Source organism: Streptomyces graminilatus (assembly GCF_001418565.1).
GTDB lineage: Bacteria > Actinomycetota > Actinomycetes > Streptomycetales > Streptomycetaceae > Streptomyces > Streptomyces graminilatus.
Genome location: NZ_LIQQ01000272.1, coordinates 19,895 through 35,291, shown reverse-complemented (window position 1 = coordinate 35,291; position 15,397 = coordinate 19,895). Strand labels below are relative to the sequence as shown.

The following is a 15,397-nucleotide window of genomic DNA, read 5'->3' as shown; positions in this document are numbered from 1 at the left end:
GGGGCGGAGGGGGGACGTCTACCTGGCGGGGGCAGAGACAGCGGAAGCCCCGTCGGCGCGTCACCGCCAGCGCGCTCCCGGCACCCGATGGTGACGCCTGAACGCGGGCCGGCAGGCCATGCTCACCCTCGCCCACCTCCGCAACAGCCGGCCCTACGCCCAGCTTGCGCCTGGTTCAGGGATCGCCACCACCGCCGTCCACCGGTACGTCACCGAGGCCGTCGAGCTCCTGGCCACCCTCACCCCCACGCTGCCGAAGCAGTACGGGCCGCATCGATGAAGGCTTACCTGATCCTGGAAAAGGCTCACCGTGTCGGAGGCGTGTCGCGCGCACCGAGGCGTAGATACCTGCTGACGCCGAGAGACGTCCGTGCCCCGGCCGGACCGGCCGCGGCACGGACGTCAGAAGGTCGCTATGTCAAGGCCCGCAGCGCCGCTACTGACGCCACCAGACCCTCTCGCTCCAAGGAATCGATCACATCCGCGACCACCGCGTTGAGCGGGCTCTTCCACGCGTCCGCTATCTGCGTCAGCACCCCGTACACCAGCCGGGGGGAGAGGTCGACCTGCGCCTCGACGAAGGCGTCTGGATGGACGGCCTGCACATCCCACGGAGACAGCTTGTCGGTGGGGAAGTCCCTCAGGTTGGAGGTGACGATCACCTGGGCTTTTGCCTTGATGGCAGCGGCCAGGACGTGCCGGTCATCGGGATCCGGTAGATCGAGCATGTCGATCAACGGTTCGTATCCCTTGACCAGCACATCCCGGATCGCTCCCGCCATCAACTCCCGCGTACGGTCCAGTTTCTTCGAATCCAGGTCAGACCGATTTTTCTTCAGGTTGCGGAAGGTTTCATCGAGGATCTGGTCCGTCCACTTCGCCTGTACAAGCCCAGCCTGCGCCACGCGAATGAGAACGTCACGCAATGTGCTCGGATATAAGACGATGGCGTCGTAGACGGCGACGAAAGCCATGACCTAGATCATTCCCATCTCCTGGCCGAGCTGAGTGAGCTCATCAGCCACACCTCGGCGACGGTGGTCGTCCCTCCGCTGGTACTCCAGCAGGGACGACGCGGTGATTCTGCGGTGCGAGCCAACGGTCCGGTACTCGATCTCTCCGGCATCCAAGAGGCCGATGAGGAAGGGACGCGACACGTTGAGCATGTCGGCGGCTTGCTGAGTGGTGAGTTCGGCGTCGGACGGAACGACAGATACCGCCCGGCCCGCGCCAAGGTGTGCCAGGAGCGAGGCAAGGAGTTCCACAGCCTCGCGGGGGAGGGCCAAGAGCTCACGGTCACCTCCATCCTGAACGGTGACATGGATCTGGGATGCATCTTGGTGTTCTGCCAGGTAGGCCCGAACCCTCGCGAGGGCCTGGTTTGCGGTTTCCTGCTTGTCGTCCGGGAGTTTCACCGGGCGAATGTCGATTTTGGTCATTCGTGCGCCCCTCGAATCCGTAGGTGCGCGCCAGTCCGCCGTCCTTGGCGCGACGGTGGACTGGCGTGACAGCTGTAGACCCCGCCGTTTGTCGTTGGCGCGACGAACGGGGCCTGCGGCCGTCATGGTGGCAGGTGGCGGTGGTGGATCTGGGTCATGTTGGTCGAAGCTGTCTTGCTTATCGAAGTATCCGCAATATTCGAAACAAGCGCAACAGATCCTAGGGGTAATTTGCGGCGGTTGATGCTGTCAGCGCCACTGGCCTGCGGTGCAGCGACAAGGCACACACGGTGACACGGCATGCGGCGTAGGTTGTCAGGCACATCCCGCACCGCTCGGCCGCGTGGTCCAGGATGGCGATGCTGGCCTGGCAGGCACGCCGAACGAACGGAGGGACGGGCGGAAGCGTCCGACGCGCTGCGGCTACTGCACGCCCATGGACGCACTCCACTTCCCCCCGGGAAAGGTGGCAGACCCCATCGGGAGTGATGCGGACATCCGCGCCGAGCAACGGCAACGCCCCCTCCGCGTTGAGCCGGTTCCGGATACGTTCCAGGACTGTCCAGAGCCGTCGCGGCCCGCCCTGATGAACCTCCGGCGGATCGGTCCACTCCGCGACGGCTCGGGCCCATGACCCGTCCGCGTGGACGAGATACGCGGTACGGGTTCGGCCGCTGACCTGGTAGCGGAGTTCGACGCCCGGTGTCGTGACCTCCAGCATGGAGCGCAACTCCCACGCGTTCGCCACATCGACCACCGGGTAGCGGCCCGTACCGCGCTCGTCCCCCTCCGCGCTCTCCGCGAGGGCGAACAACTCCGCGAGGGCGGGCGGGTAGTCGTCCCCGGACCGGGTAAGCATGAATCCGGCGGTGTCCCGTTCCACCCGCCCAACGACATCACCGCCGAGGTGCTTCCAGCCGGTGATGATCAGGGACGTACGCCCGAGGGTGGTCGCGATCCGTCCGCCTGGTTCCAGCGCGGCGAGGACCGGGCGGAGCCCCGGACCGGCGGGCAGCCCCACCGTGGACACGATGCGGTCGTACGAGCCGGGTACGTGCTCGGTCGCGTCCGCCGTGACGAACCTGGGGTGGTGACCCATACCCGCGAGCCGTTCACCTGCCACGCCGGTCAAGTAGGCGTCTACGTCCAGACTCGTCACGTTCTCGGCTCCGAACCGGTGCGACGCGTAGGCGGTGAGCCCGCCGGCTCCGGTGCCCAGGTCCAGAAAGGCCAGCCCGTCCCCGAGTCGACCGTGCCCAAGCATCCGGACCACCAGGCTCGGCAGCGTGGCGGACGACGTGGGCAACCCCTCGGGCCGGTCGCCGGTCTTCGCGTGATCGGCATGCAGCCCACCCACCCTGGTGACCAACGACCGGTCGGCATACGCGGCGTCCGCCCAGGTTTCCGGGTCGCTCGCCCCGTCGCGGAGAACCCACCCACCCGAGCCGTCACGGTCCCACCAGCGCGGGACCAACTGGTGCCGGGGCACGCACGCGACCGGGGCGAACCACCGGGAATCCGGCTGGGTCACCTGATCGGCGAGCCCTTCCGCCCTCTTGTCCCAATCCATGCCGCAGACAGACAGTGCGTGCAGGTGAGTTGGCGCTTTCCGGTGATCTCCAGTTTTTCCGACCGCCTCTCGCAAGAAGCCAGCTTGAGCAGGTGCTTTGCGTGCCGGACATGTTCGGCACGTGTCCGGTCGAGGCTGCGGTGGCCAGCGTTCGACAAAGCATCGCATCGGCCGTGGACCGGAATGCCTTTCGTCACGGGGCATCAGGCCACGGTGTCGTCGCCGATCTGGAGTTCGTGCACCCATTCCTGGGCGGCCGCGAGGCTGGAAGCAGTGCCGACCACCTCGTACGCGAACCCGGTCCACTCCTCCAGGACGCGCGGCTCGTCGGGCCGGAGGTGACCGGCGCCGCCGTGCACCGGCCGGTGGCGGCGGTAGAGGTCCATCGGGGGGCGGCGCCGTTTGTTGTAGGCGGCGAGTGGGTCGTCGGCGTCCACGCGCGGCACGGCGCGCGACGGCTGGTTCGACGGTCCGGGTCGGCGGTGCTTGCCCATGCTCTCGATGTTCTCAGGCCGCGATCGTGGTCGGCCGGGTGGCAGCCAGTTCCTTCGCCCTCGTGCGTACCTCGTCGACTGCGGCGGTCTCGTACGGGCGGGCCGCTTCCAGCAGCGTGTTGAGCCGGGACACGACGAGGGTCGAGTCCACGCGGGCCGCGTCGTCGAGCGCCTGGTGGGCCGCAGCGGCGCCCTGCTCGACCTCGCCCTCGTCGAAGAGCGCGGCGGCCAGACCGACGCGGTCCATGACGCGGACCCGGTCGAAGCCGGGCTTCCTGAGCTTGAGGGCGTCCTCGAAGTGGACGCTCGCGGCCCTGCGGCCGGGGCCGAGTCCGGCGAGGTCACGGACGGAGACCGCGCGGGCGCCGGCGTGCTCGGCCGCGTCAAAGTACGCGACCCATTCGGGGACGTCGGCGCCGAGCCCGTCCGCCAGGAGCTGGTCGGCGTCGCCGAGGTGCCGGTCGGCCGCTCGTTCGTCGCCGAGGGCCGCGTGCACCCGGCCTGTCTGCGAAGCTACCAGCGCCCTCGTCGCGGGCAGTGTGGCCTTCTTGGCAGCGACGCCGAGCAGGCCGAGGGCGTCCTGGGGGTGCCCGAGGTAGATCATTTGGTGGGACATGCGGGTGACGATCTCCACCCCGCGGTCGCGCTGCCCGGCCTCGCCGGCGGCATACGTGCCGTAACTCCACAGGCGTTGGGCGATGCCGTAGCGGCCGGCGTCATGGCTCACCCATCCCGCGAGTGCCGCGAGGTCGGCGGTCGCCGCAAACACTCGTGCCTTCAGCTTCGGTGGGACGCCGTCCTGGATACGGCGGGCGACCTCGTCGAGCTGGGCGACGATCGCCGAACGGTACAGCCCGCCGCCCTTCGAGGCGTCAGCCTTGGTGAAGAAGGCCGTCACCTCTTCGAGGGCGGTGACGGTATCGGCGTCGAAGCCCTTGTGGTCGTGGTTCAGTGCGCGGGCGGTGCCGCCGAGCATTCGTTCGGCGGCGAGGACCAGCGGGGCGCCGACGGCGAGCTTGAGGGTGTCGCGGCGGTTCATGAAGTCCATCTGCGTCCATCCGGCCAGGGCCTGGGCGGCTGCTTCGGTCAGCAGCGGGAGTTGGATGCTATCCAGCACCACACCGGTACCCGCCAGGCCGAGATCACCGGGAGTGAGCGGCTGGCCGACCGCTTCCGACAGGACATCGGCCAGCAGGGCGGGGACTGGCGGGCGGGGCTTCTCACCGTCGATCCAGCGTCGGATACGGGTGGTGTCGGGGGCGATCTGCCGGTGGCCTCGGACTTTGCCCGCCACGGCGACTCGGCGGGCGATCTCCCCGTGGGACAGGCCGCTCGCGGCGGTCCACAGCGCCAGGTGCGGGTTGCCGGATCTACTGGACACCGCTGTCTCATCCTCCCCGCCGCGTATACGGAGCGTGGCTTCTTCGCCACGGTTCGCGACCCTTACGGTACTGGTCAGGGCCATGGGAGGGCACCCATTCTGCTCAAGCGGGGGCTGATCGGCTTCCGCTTCATCCAGTGGGGAAAGGGTGAGCACATGGCTACCCCGACCGCTCAGGCACCGTGGGCGATGGGGCTGGTCACCGACCGGCTGCCCATCGGCCCGCCGTCGTACGCCACGGTGGTGCTGGACGAGGCCACACAGACCGCCCGCTACACCGACGCCGTCGGCCAGGTCGTGGAAATGGGCAAGCACGGCACGTCGAAGACGACCGGCACGGCGTCGGTGTCCGGGGGCGGGGACGGGCAGAACCCGCAGCCGCAGACCCAGGACGACAACACCACCGACTACGAGTCGGACTGACCGATGGCCTCCACCGTCCTGGTCGTCACCGCGCTGGAAGATGTCACCGCGGACTGGGTCATCGCCGCGCTGAACGAACGCGAGGTGACCGTCGTCCGCGTCGACCCCGCCGACATCGGCACCGGGCTGGCCTTCGGGGCCCGCATCAAGGCAGGGGCGCCCTCGTGGGGCGGGCGACTGCGTACGGCGAGCCGAGAGGTGGAGCTGGGGGAGGTGGCGGCGGTCTACTACCGCCGCCCCACCCCGTACGCCGTCCGGTATCAGCATCTGCCCCCGCAACAGCGGGAGTTCGCCGCCGCTGAGGCGAGGCACGGGCTCGGCGGCATCCTGAACACCCTGCACGGCGCCCTCTACGTCAACCACCCGGCAGCGGTGACCCGCGCGGACTTCAAGCCCGCCCAGTTGCAGAGGTTCACTGAGCTCGGGCTGTCGATCCCGCCGACCCTGGTCACCAACGACGTCGAGGCGGCCCGCAAGTTCGCCGCCGAACACGGCCCGGTCATCTACAAGACGTTCCGCGGCCTGCCCCCGGACGAAGACGGGCACACCGGCGCGATCTGGGCCCAGCGCATTGATCCGGAGACTTTCGACGACTCCCTCGCGGTGACCGCCCACCTGTTCCAGGCCGAGATCCCCAAGACCGGTGACGTACGAGTCACCGTGGTCGGCCGCCGTGTCTTCGCCCAGCAGATCGCCGCCCCGGACGGCGCCTTGGACTGGCGTCGCGGCAACTGGGACGACCTGATCCACGCCCCTGTCACCGTGCCTGCCTCCATCGAGGCCGCGCTGCACAGCTACCTGGCCTCGTTGGGCCTGGTCTTCGGCTGCTTCGACTTCGCCTTGACCGGCGACGGAGATGCTCCGGAGCACTGGACGGCGATCGAGTGCAACAGCAACGGACAGTGGGGCTGGCTGCCCGACGCGCCGGACATCACCGAGGCGTTCGCCGACATCCTGAGCAGGAAGGAGGCGGGGCCGAGATGAGCATGCCCGCCGACCTTGAGACCGACTCCGTACGCCTGCGCGAGGCGATGGCCAAGGGCCTCGTCGCCGACGGCGTCCTCGCCGATCCGGCCTGGCGCCAAGCCGTCGAGGCGGTGCCCAGGCACCGATTCGTGCCCGGCTTCTACCTGCCCGCCGACGAGCGTGACGAGCAGGGCCTGACGGTGTGGGAGCCGGTCACCGCCGAACTCGATTACAGCCGCTGGCTGGCCGCCGCGTACTCCGACACCACGCTGATCACGCAGTTCGACGGTGCGGAACCCGACTGGCGGGACCCCGTCGTACGCCACGGCGGGGCCCCGACGTCGTCCTCCACGCTGCCCTCGCTCGTCGTGCGCATGTGGTCGGACGCCGAGATCGCCGAGGGGCACACGGTGCTGGAGATCGGCACCGGAACCGGCTACTCGACCGCGCTCGTGTGCGAAGCTCTCGGCTCCGCCGACGTCACGTCGATCGAGGTCGACGGCCGTCGGCTGGAGCAGGCGGCGAGCGCTCTGTACGGCCTGGGCCACACCCCGACCCTGGCGGTGGCGGACGGCCTGTACGGGTACTGGCCCGAGGCGAAGTTCGACCGGATCGTGGCCGCCTGCTCCTTCCGCGCGGTGCCGCCCGCTCTGCTCGCGCAAGTACGTCCGGGCGGCAAGATCTTGCTCACTCTGTCGGGCTGGCTCTACGGATACGCCCGCGTCCTGCTGACTGTGGCCGAGGACGGCACTGCCGAGGGCCAGTTGCTCGGCGGCACCGTGTCGTTCATGTCAGCGCGTACGCACGCGGCGCCGGTGTTCGGCAACCCCGCCCACTGGGCCGCAGGCCTGCCCGACAAACCCCGGGCCACCCCGCACAGCCCGGAGCGCATGACGGCCGCCACCGAGGAAGCGTTCCACCTGCGGTTCCTCGCCCAGAGCGCGGTGCCCGACGCGCAGATGACGACCGTGGGAGAGGTGGTGCACCTCGTCGACGTCGTCACCGGCTCGGCCGCCACCCTCACCCCCACAGGCGGTGGTTGGGCCGTGCGCGAGGGCGGCCCGGTGAAGCTGTGGGAACGGGTCGAGCGCGTCCTGGACGCCTACGACACGGCCGGCCGGCCGGGACCGGAGACGTTCACGCTGCACGTCTCCGGCGGCGGGCAGCACCTGCGGCACCCGCAGATGCCTGGCCTGCCGCTGCCGAGGCCCTGACGCGGGCCGTACGCTCCAGGCCTCCTTAGTACTGCAACGGTGTTGACCAGTGACTGCTGGCCACTTCGGTCACTGGTCTGGTTATGGGTGGGGACCTTGCTGATGTCCGGTTGTGGGGGCGTGAACCGAACGTGGTGCATGAGCAGTTCGTGCATCGGTTCAACCGTTTGGAAACCCGCGAGTCGGCTCTCGCGTATATATGAGAGGGCTGATCGCTCCGCTGAGCGCTCATGTCCTGACGACACAGAAACGGCAAGTGCTGGCGGAGGCGGCGGAGACCGCACCGGCATCCCGTCTCGCCCAATCCATGCCGCCGAGCCTTTCAGTCGTCCCAGTTATCAGTACGCGGGGCGGGGACGCGCGCCGAGAGTTCCACCCACCGCCGGCCCCTGAGCAACTCGGCGAGCCGGGCTTCGCGCACATTGCCCGCCGGGAAATCCCGGGAGAGTACGCAGCCTGCGAGATCTCCGTTCGGCAGGATTGCCGCACGTCCTCGCGTACACCGCCCGCACATCTCTTCCAGCGTCGGCGACTGCCCCGGCAGAGCGGCACGCCCGACCGCGCGCACCCGGTCCGTGTTGACGCGCCGGACCCCCATGGACTCCAGCTCGGCGTGGGCTTCGGCCACCCGCTGTCCCGGCAGGACGTCCACGATTCCGGCCCGCAGCTCGACCCCACGGTTGACCGCTTCCCGGATGTTGCACCGGGTACGGACATAGCTGCCCGTTCGGCCCGTGATCCGGTCGTGTTCCTCGGGGTCGTCGCTGTAGTAACTCGTCGCGAGCGTCACCCCGTCGCGAATGAACAGGTCCCACCATTCCTCACGCACGTGGAAGAGGTTGCTGTAGATCTCCACCCGGAGCCCGAGCGAGAGCGCCAGGTCGGCGAACGTATGCCACTGCGGGTGGACGGTCGGCTCTCCGCCGATGAGCTGGACGGTTCGGATGCCGAGTGCGGCGGCGTCGAGGATGACCGCTCGCCAGTCAGCGGGGGTCATCTCCCCATGTGTTGCTTGCGGGCTGGACTCGGACAGGCAGTGCGCGCAGGTGAGTTGGCACTTTCCGGTGATCTCCAGTTCAAGCGACTGGATTCCGGCGAGCGAGGATACGGCGGGCAGTTCGATGAGCGTTGTCATACGTCGGTTCCTTCCTGGGAGCGAGTTCATGTGACGGGGGCATCCGGACAGGCCACACGGAGAGCGTGAATCGACACTCCACGTCAGGAACGACCACCAGCAGCGGTACGCCACTCTCGATCCACTCGTGGGCGGCTCGTTGGACCGCCCGGCTTGTGCACCAGAAGCGGAGTTTCGTCGGGCAGTCCGGGTCGGGCGCCGGATCCAGGCGCATGGCCGGCCGCACCCATGGCGAACGCTGCGGGTCGGGGTCGAGTCGGTCCGCGATGTGCAGCGCCTGTGCGCGGAGCCACCGCAGTGCCAGCACGGGTGAGATGGCCTGGAAGGCGGCCAGGAGGTACGGCACCTCGAAGTCCCTGCCGTACACCGGCCCCGTGGCCAGCACTTCGCACCGGTACTCCACCGGCACGGGTGCTGTGCTCACGTCGAGCCCTCTCGCCACATCACCCACGGGCGTTCGATCACTTCGGCGTAGCTGGTGTGTTCGGGGTGCGCGCGCATGTGGGCGAACGCCCAGTCCTGGGAGTCGATCGGCTCGGTGGTCGACTTCGACCGGGCACCGCATTCGGTGTCGTCATCACCGAGAGCGAGACACCGGAACGCGTAGGTGAGCGGCGGGGCGTCGTCGTCCCGGTCGGGACGCAAGGTCCACTGGACGAACCGGAACAGGCGAGTGGTCGCGGTGATCGGAGTGGTCACAACCGCTCACCCCGACTTCGCGCGTTGGCCCGGGAGTTCTCGGCCCGCAGCCGCTGCTGCGGACTCGCCGGCCGTACGTCGGCGGGGTTCACGGTCCATTCGGTGCCGCCCGTGACCGGCCGAAGGGACCAGAGCCCACACCACTCGCCGCGAAACTCACCGATGCGGTCGTGCGCGTCCACTAAAAGCGCCCCGGGAGCAGGGAGGTTGGGGGGTTCCAGCCACTGGGTGGGGTCGTTGTCGCCGGACATGGGGCACTCCTCTCCGTAGTCATTCCACTACCAGGGGTTTCAGCGTGACCGACAGACGGGAACCCTTCAACCTGGCAGCCGAGAACGAAAGGTTGAGGAAAGAACCATGAACCGCAAGGAGTTGGACCCGGACAGCTCGCCTCAGGCGGCCTTCGGGGCGCGGCTGCGCGCTGCACGGGAAGAACGCGGCTGGACGCAGGAAGAGCTGGCTGAACAGATGGGGTACTCCAGCACCCATATCTCGTCGGTCGAAACAGGTCGCAAACTTCCAACCTTGCGCCTGGCGCTGAGTGCGGACGCCGCTTTGGGCACGGGCGACAGCTTCGAACGCGCCTTCCGTAAGGTACGGAACGCGGGCCTCCTGGAAGGCTTCCCGCAATTCGTCGACCACGAGGCACAGGCGGCGGAGATCCGGCTGTACGAGGTGGGTATCGTCCCCGGTCTGCTCCAGACACCGGAGTACGCGACAGTTCTCGCGCAGAGCGCCGTGCGGCGGGGCGCGATCACAAGCGATCAGGCGGACCAGCGTGTCGCGCTCATCGCGGAACGGCAGGCCACGCTTGCCCGGACACCCTCACCGATGGTCTTCGTGGTGCTGGATGAAGGCTGCATCCGTCGGCCCATTGGCGAACCCGCTGTCATGGACGCCCAGTTGGCGCGGTTGATCGAGTTCGCCGAGCTGCCGAACACCGTCGTCCAGGTCGCTCCGTTCGCGATGGGGGCCAGGCGGCCATTCAACTTGCCCATCTACATCGTGACCCTGCCGGACCGGTCGCTCGTGTCCTACGCGGAGTCCGCCCACCGCGGACATCTCGAACGGGAAAGCACGTTCGTACTGCCCCTGTTGACGGCCTACCATCAGTTGCAGGCAGAAGCGCTATCTCAGGCGGCATCCGTGGCCATGATCGAGCAGTTACGAAAGGGCACTCCGTGACGACTGAATCCCCGCGTTGGTTTACGTCCTCGTACAGCGACAACGGCGGCGCTTGCGTAGCGGTCGCCACGAACCTCGTCGCCTCACGCGGCGTAGTCCCCGTCCGTGACTCCAAGAACCCCACCGGCCCGGTTCTCGGCTTCCCGGCCGATGCCTTCACTTCCTTCGTGGCGAGTGTCAAAGCAGGCAAGCTCGACACCATCTGATCAGCCACGTACGAAAGGGCACCCGTGACGACCGAATCCCCCCGCTGGTTCACGTCCTCCTACAGCGGCAACGGCGGCCAGTGCGTCCAGGTCGCCGCGAATCTCGTCGCCTCGCGCGGCGTGGTCCCCGTCCGTGACTCCAAGAACCCCACCGGCCCGGTTCTCGGCTTCCCGGCCGATGCCTTCTCCTCCTTCATTGCGAGTGTCAAGGCAGGCACAGGCTGAGCGCACCTCGCCCTCGCCGGGCGGCGCGGTGTCGGCCGACCCTGCGGTCAGGGTCCGGGCGCCGACTCCGGTAAAGGTCGTCAGCGGTCCACCGCCGCTGAAGGGCTCAACGGCTCTCGGTCGGACCCGACCCGAAGATGCGGCGCTGGATCTCGCGCCGGTAGTCCTCGAGAGTCTTGTCCAGGTGAACGCCGGCCGCCTCCGCCGCGGCGTCCGGGTCGCCGGCGCTGATCGCGCCGTAGATGGCGGCGTGCTCCGCGACCGCGTCCCTGGCGTGGTCGCCGACCGCCCCGTGCATGCCGATGGTGTGGGACTGCCGCTGCAGCCGCCGGGCCTCGTGGACGGCGGCGACGAGGAAGGGGTTGTGCGAGGCTTCGGCGATACCGAGGTGGAACGCGTCGTCGCCCTGGCCGAAGAGCGCGTCACGGCCCGTCTCATGCCCCTCCCGGCACAGATCCATGGCCTCCTTGATCACCCGCAGCTCCGCCGGGGTGGCACGGGTCGCGGCGAGCCGGCTTGTGGCCGTCTCCTGCACGCGGCGGAACTCGAAGAGCATGAAGATCTGGTCGAGGTCCGTCGGCATGAAGGATCCGCCCCAGGGCGAGGAGCCGAGCATGCCCTCATCGTCCGCGACGTAGAGTCCGCGCCCCTTCTGGACGCTGACCCGGCCGATCGCCGAGAGGATCTTCACTGCCTCGCGCACGACGCTCCTGCTGGCGCCCAGCGACGAGGCCAGCTCGTTCTCCGTCGGCATCCGGTCGCCCGGTTGCAGCTGCCTCTCGGCGATGAGCTTGAGGATCTGCTCCGCGACGACTTCGTAACCGGGCCGGTATGCGGCGCCGTTCTCTGCCGGGGCGCCCGGTCCCGCGTCCGATGCCATCCCTGCTGACGCGCCGTCCACCAGGTGCTCCTCCTTCGTTAGGGCCACGCACAGCATGACCGATTAACTCCGCTGCGCAAGTGCATACCCTCCACCTGGAGTTCCTGGATAAGTACGACTCATTCTGGCGAGACGGTCAACCTCCTCCCGCCCAAGGCGACGCCAGGAGCCGAAGAAACATAGCCGTAACTTTACCGAGCGGGCCGCTGACCCTCTTGACCCGCCTGGTATCTACCAGCTCTTATGTCACATCACGGAGACCCGCTGGCCTGCCGGCCGGTTCGAGCCACCTCCGCGGCAGGAAACAGCGGGCGCGTATTGAGTCATACATATTTCGATCTACAGCCCGTCCATCCGGTCGGAAACGCGTGCACCCGAGACAATGGAGTCCCCCATGACACGCACATCCCGAGGAGCCGACGCGAGCGGAGCGAAGAGCGGCCGGGCACGCGCCGCTCTCGCCACCGCCGTGGTCACTCTCGCTCTTGGCACCGCGACCGCCGGTGCCAGGGGTACGGGCGGAGCCACGGCGGGCGGACCGTCCGGCTTCTCCAGGACGAGGCACCCGGCTTTAGCGAGCACTCGCATCTCCGCGAGGGCATCCAGCTGATCGGCGAGGCAGGCCTCCCCTTCGACGCACGCGTCCGCCAATACCAATTGCCCTAGCTGGGGCAGCCGGCTGCCTGCCCGCACACCGCGATCGTCCTCGACCACCCCGACTACCCCAACCACCTCGACCACCTCGACCACCTCGGCAAGCCGAAGCCGGACGCCAGGAGCCAGTGGTCGCAAGCGATGTACCACCGCGACGACTTCGACGCCGCCGACCTCGCCTCCATCAAGACCGCCCGCGAAACGCAGCGTCGGTGGACCTTCACCGACCCCTGCCAGTACCCCCGCCAGTACCCCCGCCAGGAGCCCTGGCCGGACGCCCCCAGGACCGCCGCTGGTCCGAGGCGCCCGAGATCCGGCACCTGAACGAAACGGCGCAGCCCTGAGCCTGTGAAGGCCAGGCGCATCCGCGTCACCCAGTCCCCGCCGCGCCGCGACCGGCCGGCGGTGCTCCAGCTCCACAGTGCCCTCGGGAGGGCGCTGAAGGAAATGTCAGCGAAGGGAACAGACAGTGTCGTCACACCCCTACCGGAGACGGGTCGGCAGACGCCTGACCGCGAAGATCGCGGCAGCGACAGGCCTCCTGGTCTCTGCCGCGTTCGTCGCCCCGACGGCGGCCCACGCCTCCGTCTCCGCCACCATCTTCGTCTCCCCCACCGGCTCCGGCACGGCGTGCAGTTCGGCCGCACCCTGCTCCCTGACCCAGGCGAAGACGTCCGTCGAAGCCATCAACGGCAACATGAGCGGCGACATCGTCGTGCAGCTCGCCGGCGGAACCTACCGCCTGAGCTCACCCCTGAGCCTCACCAGCGCGGACTCGGGCACGAACGGACACATCGTCAGCTGGCAGGCCGCCCCGGGCCAGTCCCCGGTGATCTCCGGCGGCCAGCAGGTGACCGGCTGGACCCTGCAGAACGCGGGCAGCAACATCTACTCCGCGTCGGTCCCCGCCGGCGTCGACTCGCGGCAGCTCTACGTCGACGGCGCGCCGGCGCCGCGCTCCGCGATGACCATCTCGCGCAACGACGTCGCCTTCACCAGCACCGGTATGACGATCCAGAACCCCAACCTGAACTGGATAGCCGGTCTGCCGCAGCTGAACCGGATGGAACTCGAGTCCCAGAACTCCTTCACCGACCGCTTCTCGCCGGTGCAGGGCATCAGCGGCACGACCATCACCATGCAGCAGCCGGCCTGGAAGAACAACAACTGGGGCTACGACACCATTGCGAACCCCTTCGCCGGAGGGGGCCTCCAGCTGGAGAACGCGTACGCGTTCCTCAACACGGCCGGGCAGTGGTACCTCGACCCGACCGCCGGCACGCTCTTCTACAAGGCGCCGGCCGGCTGGAACCCCGCCGTCCACGACGTCGAACTGCCCAAGCTGACCTCGCTCCTGAACATCAGCGGCAGCTACAGCAACCCCGTGCGCAACCTCGCGTTCCAGGGCATCAGCTTCCAGCACAGCACCTGGCTGGCCCCCAGCAGCAACATCGGCTACGCGGACCAGCAGACCGGCACCTTCCTCAACCAGACCTACTCCAACGAGCCCTCGGACTTCCTGACCTCCTGCAACAGCGGCTGCCAGGCCTTCGAATCCACCCGGAACAGCTGGGGCATGGCCCCCGCGGCGGTCCAGGTCTCCGCCGCGAGCGGGATCACCTTCAGCGGCAACACCTTCACCAACCTCGGCCAGGTCGGCCTCGGCATCGGCGAGGACGCGAACGCCCACGCCTCCGGCGTCGGCCTCGGCGCCTCGAACGTCACCGTCAGCGGCAACACCTTCACGAACGACGCCGGCAGCGGCATCGTCGTCGGCGGAGTCCAGCCCGACGCGCACCACCCGTCCAACTCCGCGATGACCAACCAGAACATCACGATCAACAACAACCTGGTGGACAACGTCGCGCAGGACTACAAGGACATGCCCGGCATCCTGTCCACCTACGTCTCGCACGCCGTCATCACCCACAACGAGGTCTCGAACCTCGGCTACGACGGCATCGACATCGGCTGGGGCTGGGGCGTCAACGACCCGGGCGGCAGCCAGGACTACGTCAACCGCGGCACCTACAACTTCCAGCCCACCTACACCACACCGACCACGCTGAACAACAACATCGTGACCTACAACAAGGTCCACGACACGAAGAAGATCTTCCACGACGGCGGCAGCATCTACAACCTGTCCGCGAACCCCGGCGGCTTCATCGCCGACAACTACGTCTTCAACAACCACACGACCGTCGGGCTCTACCTCGACGAAGGCTCCCGCTACGTCACCCTCCAGAACAACGTCCTGCAGGACACCAACGCCTGGGCGTTCGCCAACGCCAACTTCAACAACAACACCAAGGACAACACCTTCGCCAACAACTGGTACAACGCGGGGGCGGGCACAGCCGTCACCACCGGCGACGGGCACAACAACGTCCTGACCGGCAACGTCTCGGTCAGCGGCTACAACTGGCCCGCCGGAGCACAGGAGGTCATCTCGCAGGCCGGCCTCATCACCAACAACGGCATCGGAACCGCCGCGATCCGCGCGGTCGGCGCGAACAAGTGCATGGACGACAACAACTGGAGCACCACACCCGGCACCCAGCAGCAGATCTGGGACTGCGGCGGAGGGACGAACCAGACCTGGACGCACAACTCGGCCGGCCAGATCACCCTGTTCAGCGGCGGCAGCCAGATGTGCCTGGACGACGCCGGATGGGGCACCACCAACGGCACCGCGGCCCAGATCTGGACCTGCACCGGCGCGGTCAACCAGCAGTGGACGCTCAACCCGGACGGCACCATCAAGAACGTGTTCTCCGGCCTGTGCCTCGACGTGAGCAACAACGGCACCGCCAACGGCACCAAGCTCCAGCTCTGGACCTGCCTCGGAAGCCCGAACCAGCAGTGGAACCTGGGCTGAACCACAGCACCGGCTGACAGACACTGACCTCGTGGCCGACGGCGC

Annotated in this window: 18 protein-coding genes and 2 pseudogenes; 10 read left to right on the top strand and 10 right to left on the bottom strand. The window is 68.2% G+C overall.

Going from position 1 to position 15,397, the window contains the following annotated elements; genetic code table 11:
- Positions 1 to 22: 22 nt before the first annotated feature.
- Positions 23 to 300 (top strand): annotated as a pseudogene (locus AOK08_RS43535) (helix-turn-helix domain-containing protein); the annotation flags it as partial.
- 113 nt (positions 301 to 413) lie between these two features.
- Here AOK08_RS43535 and AOK08_RS22995 read toward each other — a convergent pair.
- From AOK08_RS22995 to AOK08_RS22975, 5 genes are all read right to left on the bottom strand, one after another.
- The gene (locus AOK08_RS22995) at positions 414 to 974 is read right to left on the bottom strand and encodes a VapC50 family PIN domain-containing toxin (RefSeq protein ID WP_055529304.1); all 561 of its coding nucleotides are present in this window, start codon (positions 972 to 974) and stop codon (positions 414 to 416) included.
- 3 nt (positions 975 to 977) lie between these two features.
- On the bottom strand, positions 978 to 1,439 hold the full coding sequence (locus tag AOK08_RS22990; protein WP_055529302.1) for a helix-turn-helix domain-containing protein: 462 nt from the start codon (positions 1,437 to 1,439) through the stop codon (positions 978 to 980).
- A gap of 220 nt (positions 1,440 to 1,659) precedes the next feature.
- On the bottom strand, positions 1,660 to 2,970 hold the full coding sequence (locus tag AOK08_RS22985) for a methyltransferase domain-containing protein (RefSeq protein WP_338400148.1): 1,311 nt from the start codon (positions 2,968 to 2,970) through the stop codon (positions 1,660 to 1,662).
- A 242-nt stretch (positions 2,971 to 3,212) separates the two neighbouring features.
- On the bottom strand, positions 3,213 to 3,503 hold the full coding sequence (locus AOK08_RS22980) for a DUF6087 family protein (protein WP_055529300.1): 291 nt from the start codon (positions 3,501 to 3,503) through the stop codon (positions 3,213 to 3,215).
- A gap of 13 nt (positions 3,504 to 3,516) precedes the next feature.
- A complete protein-coding gene (locus AOK08_RS22975) occupies positions 3,517 to 4,884 on the bottom strand; it encodes an NsdA family TPR-like regulatory protein (RefSeq protein ID WP_055529298.1) in 1,368 nt (455 codons plus the stop codon).
- 156 nt (positions 4,885 to 5,040) lie between these two features.
- Between AOK08_RS22975 and AOK08_RS22970 the strand changes: the two genes are divergently transcribed.
- From AOK08_RS22970 to AOK08_RS44825, 4 genes and pseudogenes are all read left to right on the top strand, one after another.
- A complete protein-coding gene (locus tag AOK08_RS22970; RefSeq protein WP_422125764.1) occupies positions 5,041 to 5,307 on the top strand; it encodes a putative ATP-grasp-modified RiPP in 267 nt (88 codons plus the stop codon).
- A gap of 3 nt (positions 5,308 to 5,310) precedes the next feature.
- Positions 5,311 to 6,291 (top strand): ATP-grasp ribosomal peptide maturase, encoded by a 981-nt coding sequence (gene tgmB / locus AOK08_RS22965; protein ID WP_055529294.1) that lies wholly within the window; start codon positions 5,311 to 5,313, stop codon positions 6,289 to 6,291.
- Entirely contained in the window at positions 6,288 to 7,487 is a 1,200-nt protein-coding gene (tgmC, locus tag AOK08_RS22960) for an ATP-grasp peptide maturase system methyltransferase (protein ID WP_055529292.1), read from the top strand. The genes tgmB and tgmC overlap by 4 nt, the downstream gene beginning before the upstream one ends.
- An 83-nt stretch (positions 7,488 to 7,570) precedes the next feature.
- Positions 7,571 to 7,710, top strand: a pseudogene (locus AOK08_RS44825) (IS701 family transposase); the annotation flags it as partial.
- Between the two features lie 99 nt (positions 7,711 to 7,809).
- Here the strand turns inward: AOK08_RS44825 and AOK08_RS22955 are convergent.
- The 4 genes from AOK08_RS22955 to AOK08_RS22945 are packed head-to-tail and all read right to left on the bottom strand — an operon-like array spanning position 7,810 to position 9,572.
- Positions 7,810 to 8,622, bottom strand: a complete 813-nt coding sequence (locus tag AOK08_RS22955; protein ID WP_055529290.1) for a radical SAM/SPASM domain-containing protein — start codon at positions 8,620 to 8,622, stop codon at positions 7,810 to 7,812.
- Positions 8,564 to 9,046 (bottom strand): hypothetical protein, encoded by a 483-nt coding sequence (locus AOK08_RS45875; RefSeq protein ID WP_157876758.1) that lies wholly within the window; start codon positions 9,044 to 9,046, stop codon positions 8,564 to 8,566. Before AOK08_RS45875 ends, AOK08_RS22955 begins: the two co-directional genes overlap by 59 nt.
- Entirely contained in the window at positions 9,043 to 9,321 is a 279-nt protein-coding gene (locus tag AOK08_RS22950) for a DUF7848 domain-containing protein (RefSeq protein ID WP_055529288.1), read from the bottom strand. The genes AOK08_RS45875 and AOK08_RS22950 overlap by 4 nt, the downstream gene beginning before the upstream one ends.
- Positions 9,318 to 9,572 carry a hypothetical protein gene (locus AOK08_RS22945; RefSeq protein WP_055529286.1) on the bottom strand — a complete coding sequence of 85 codons (255 nt, stop codon included), beginning with the start codon at positions 9,570 to 9,572 and terminating at the stop codon, positions 9,318 to 9,320. The genes AOK08_RS22950 and AOK08_RS22945 overlap by 4 nt, the downstream gene beginning before the upstream one ends.
- Positions 9,573 to 9,678: 106 nt before the next feature.
- On the opposite strand from AOK08_RS22945, the gene AOK08_RS22940 reads away from it, so the two are divergent.
- From AOK08_RS22940 to AOK08_RS22930, 3 genes are read left to right on the top strand one after another with little or no spacing between them, the layout of a single operon-like run.
- A complete protein-coding gene (locus tag AOK08_RS22940; RefSeq protein WP_055529284.1) occupies positions 9,679 to 10,506 on the top strand; it encodes a helix-turn-helix domain-containing protein in 828 nt (275 codons plus the stop codon).
- Positions 10,503 to 10,712 carry a DUF397 domain-containing protein gene (locus tag AOK08_RS22935; protein WP_055529282.1) on the top strand — a complete coding sequence of 70 codons (210 nt, stop codon included), beginning with the start codon at positions 10,503 to 10,505 and terminating at the stop codon, positions 10,710 to 10,712. Before AOK08_RS22940 ends, AOK08_RS22935 begins: the two co-directional genes overlap by 4 nt.
- 24 nt (positions 10,713 to 10,736) lie before the next feature.
- Entirely contained in the window at positions 10,737 to 10,937 is a 201-nt protein-coding gene (locus tag AOK08_RS22930; RefSeq protein WP_055529280.1) for a DUF397 domain-containing protein, read from the top strand.
- A gap of 106 nt (positions 10,938 to 11,043) precedes the next feature.
- Here the strand turns inward: AOK08_RS22930 and AOK08_RS22925 are convergent, their stop codons facing one another.
- A complete protein-coding gene (locus AOK08_RS22925; RefSeq protein WP_055529278.1) occupies positions 11,044 to 11,817 on the bottom strand; it encodes a FadR/GntR family transcriptional regulator in 774 nt (257 codons plus the stop codon).
- A gap of 795 nt (positions 11,818 to 12,612) precedes the next feature.
- On the opposite strand from AOK08_RS22925, the gene AOK08_RS22915 reads away from it, so the two are divergent.
- Positions 12,613 to 12,795: a hypothetical protein gene (locus tag AOK08_RS22915; RefSeq protein WP_055529274.1), complete on the top strand. Its 183-nt coding sequence runs from the start codon at positions 12,613 to 12,615 to the stop codon at positions 12,793 to 12,795.
- Between the two features lie 145 nt (positions 12,796 to 12,940).
- The gene (locus tag AOK08_RS22910; protein WP_241827056.1) at positions 12,941 to 15,352 is read left to right on the top strand and encodes a ricin-type beta-trefoil lectin domain protein; all 2,412 of its coding nucleotides are present in this window, start codon (positions 12,941 to 12,943) and stop codon (positions 15,350 to 15,352) included.
- The last annotated feature ends 45 nt before the right edge of the window (positions 15,353 to 15,397 follow it).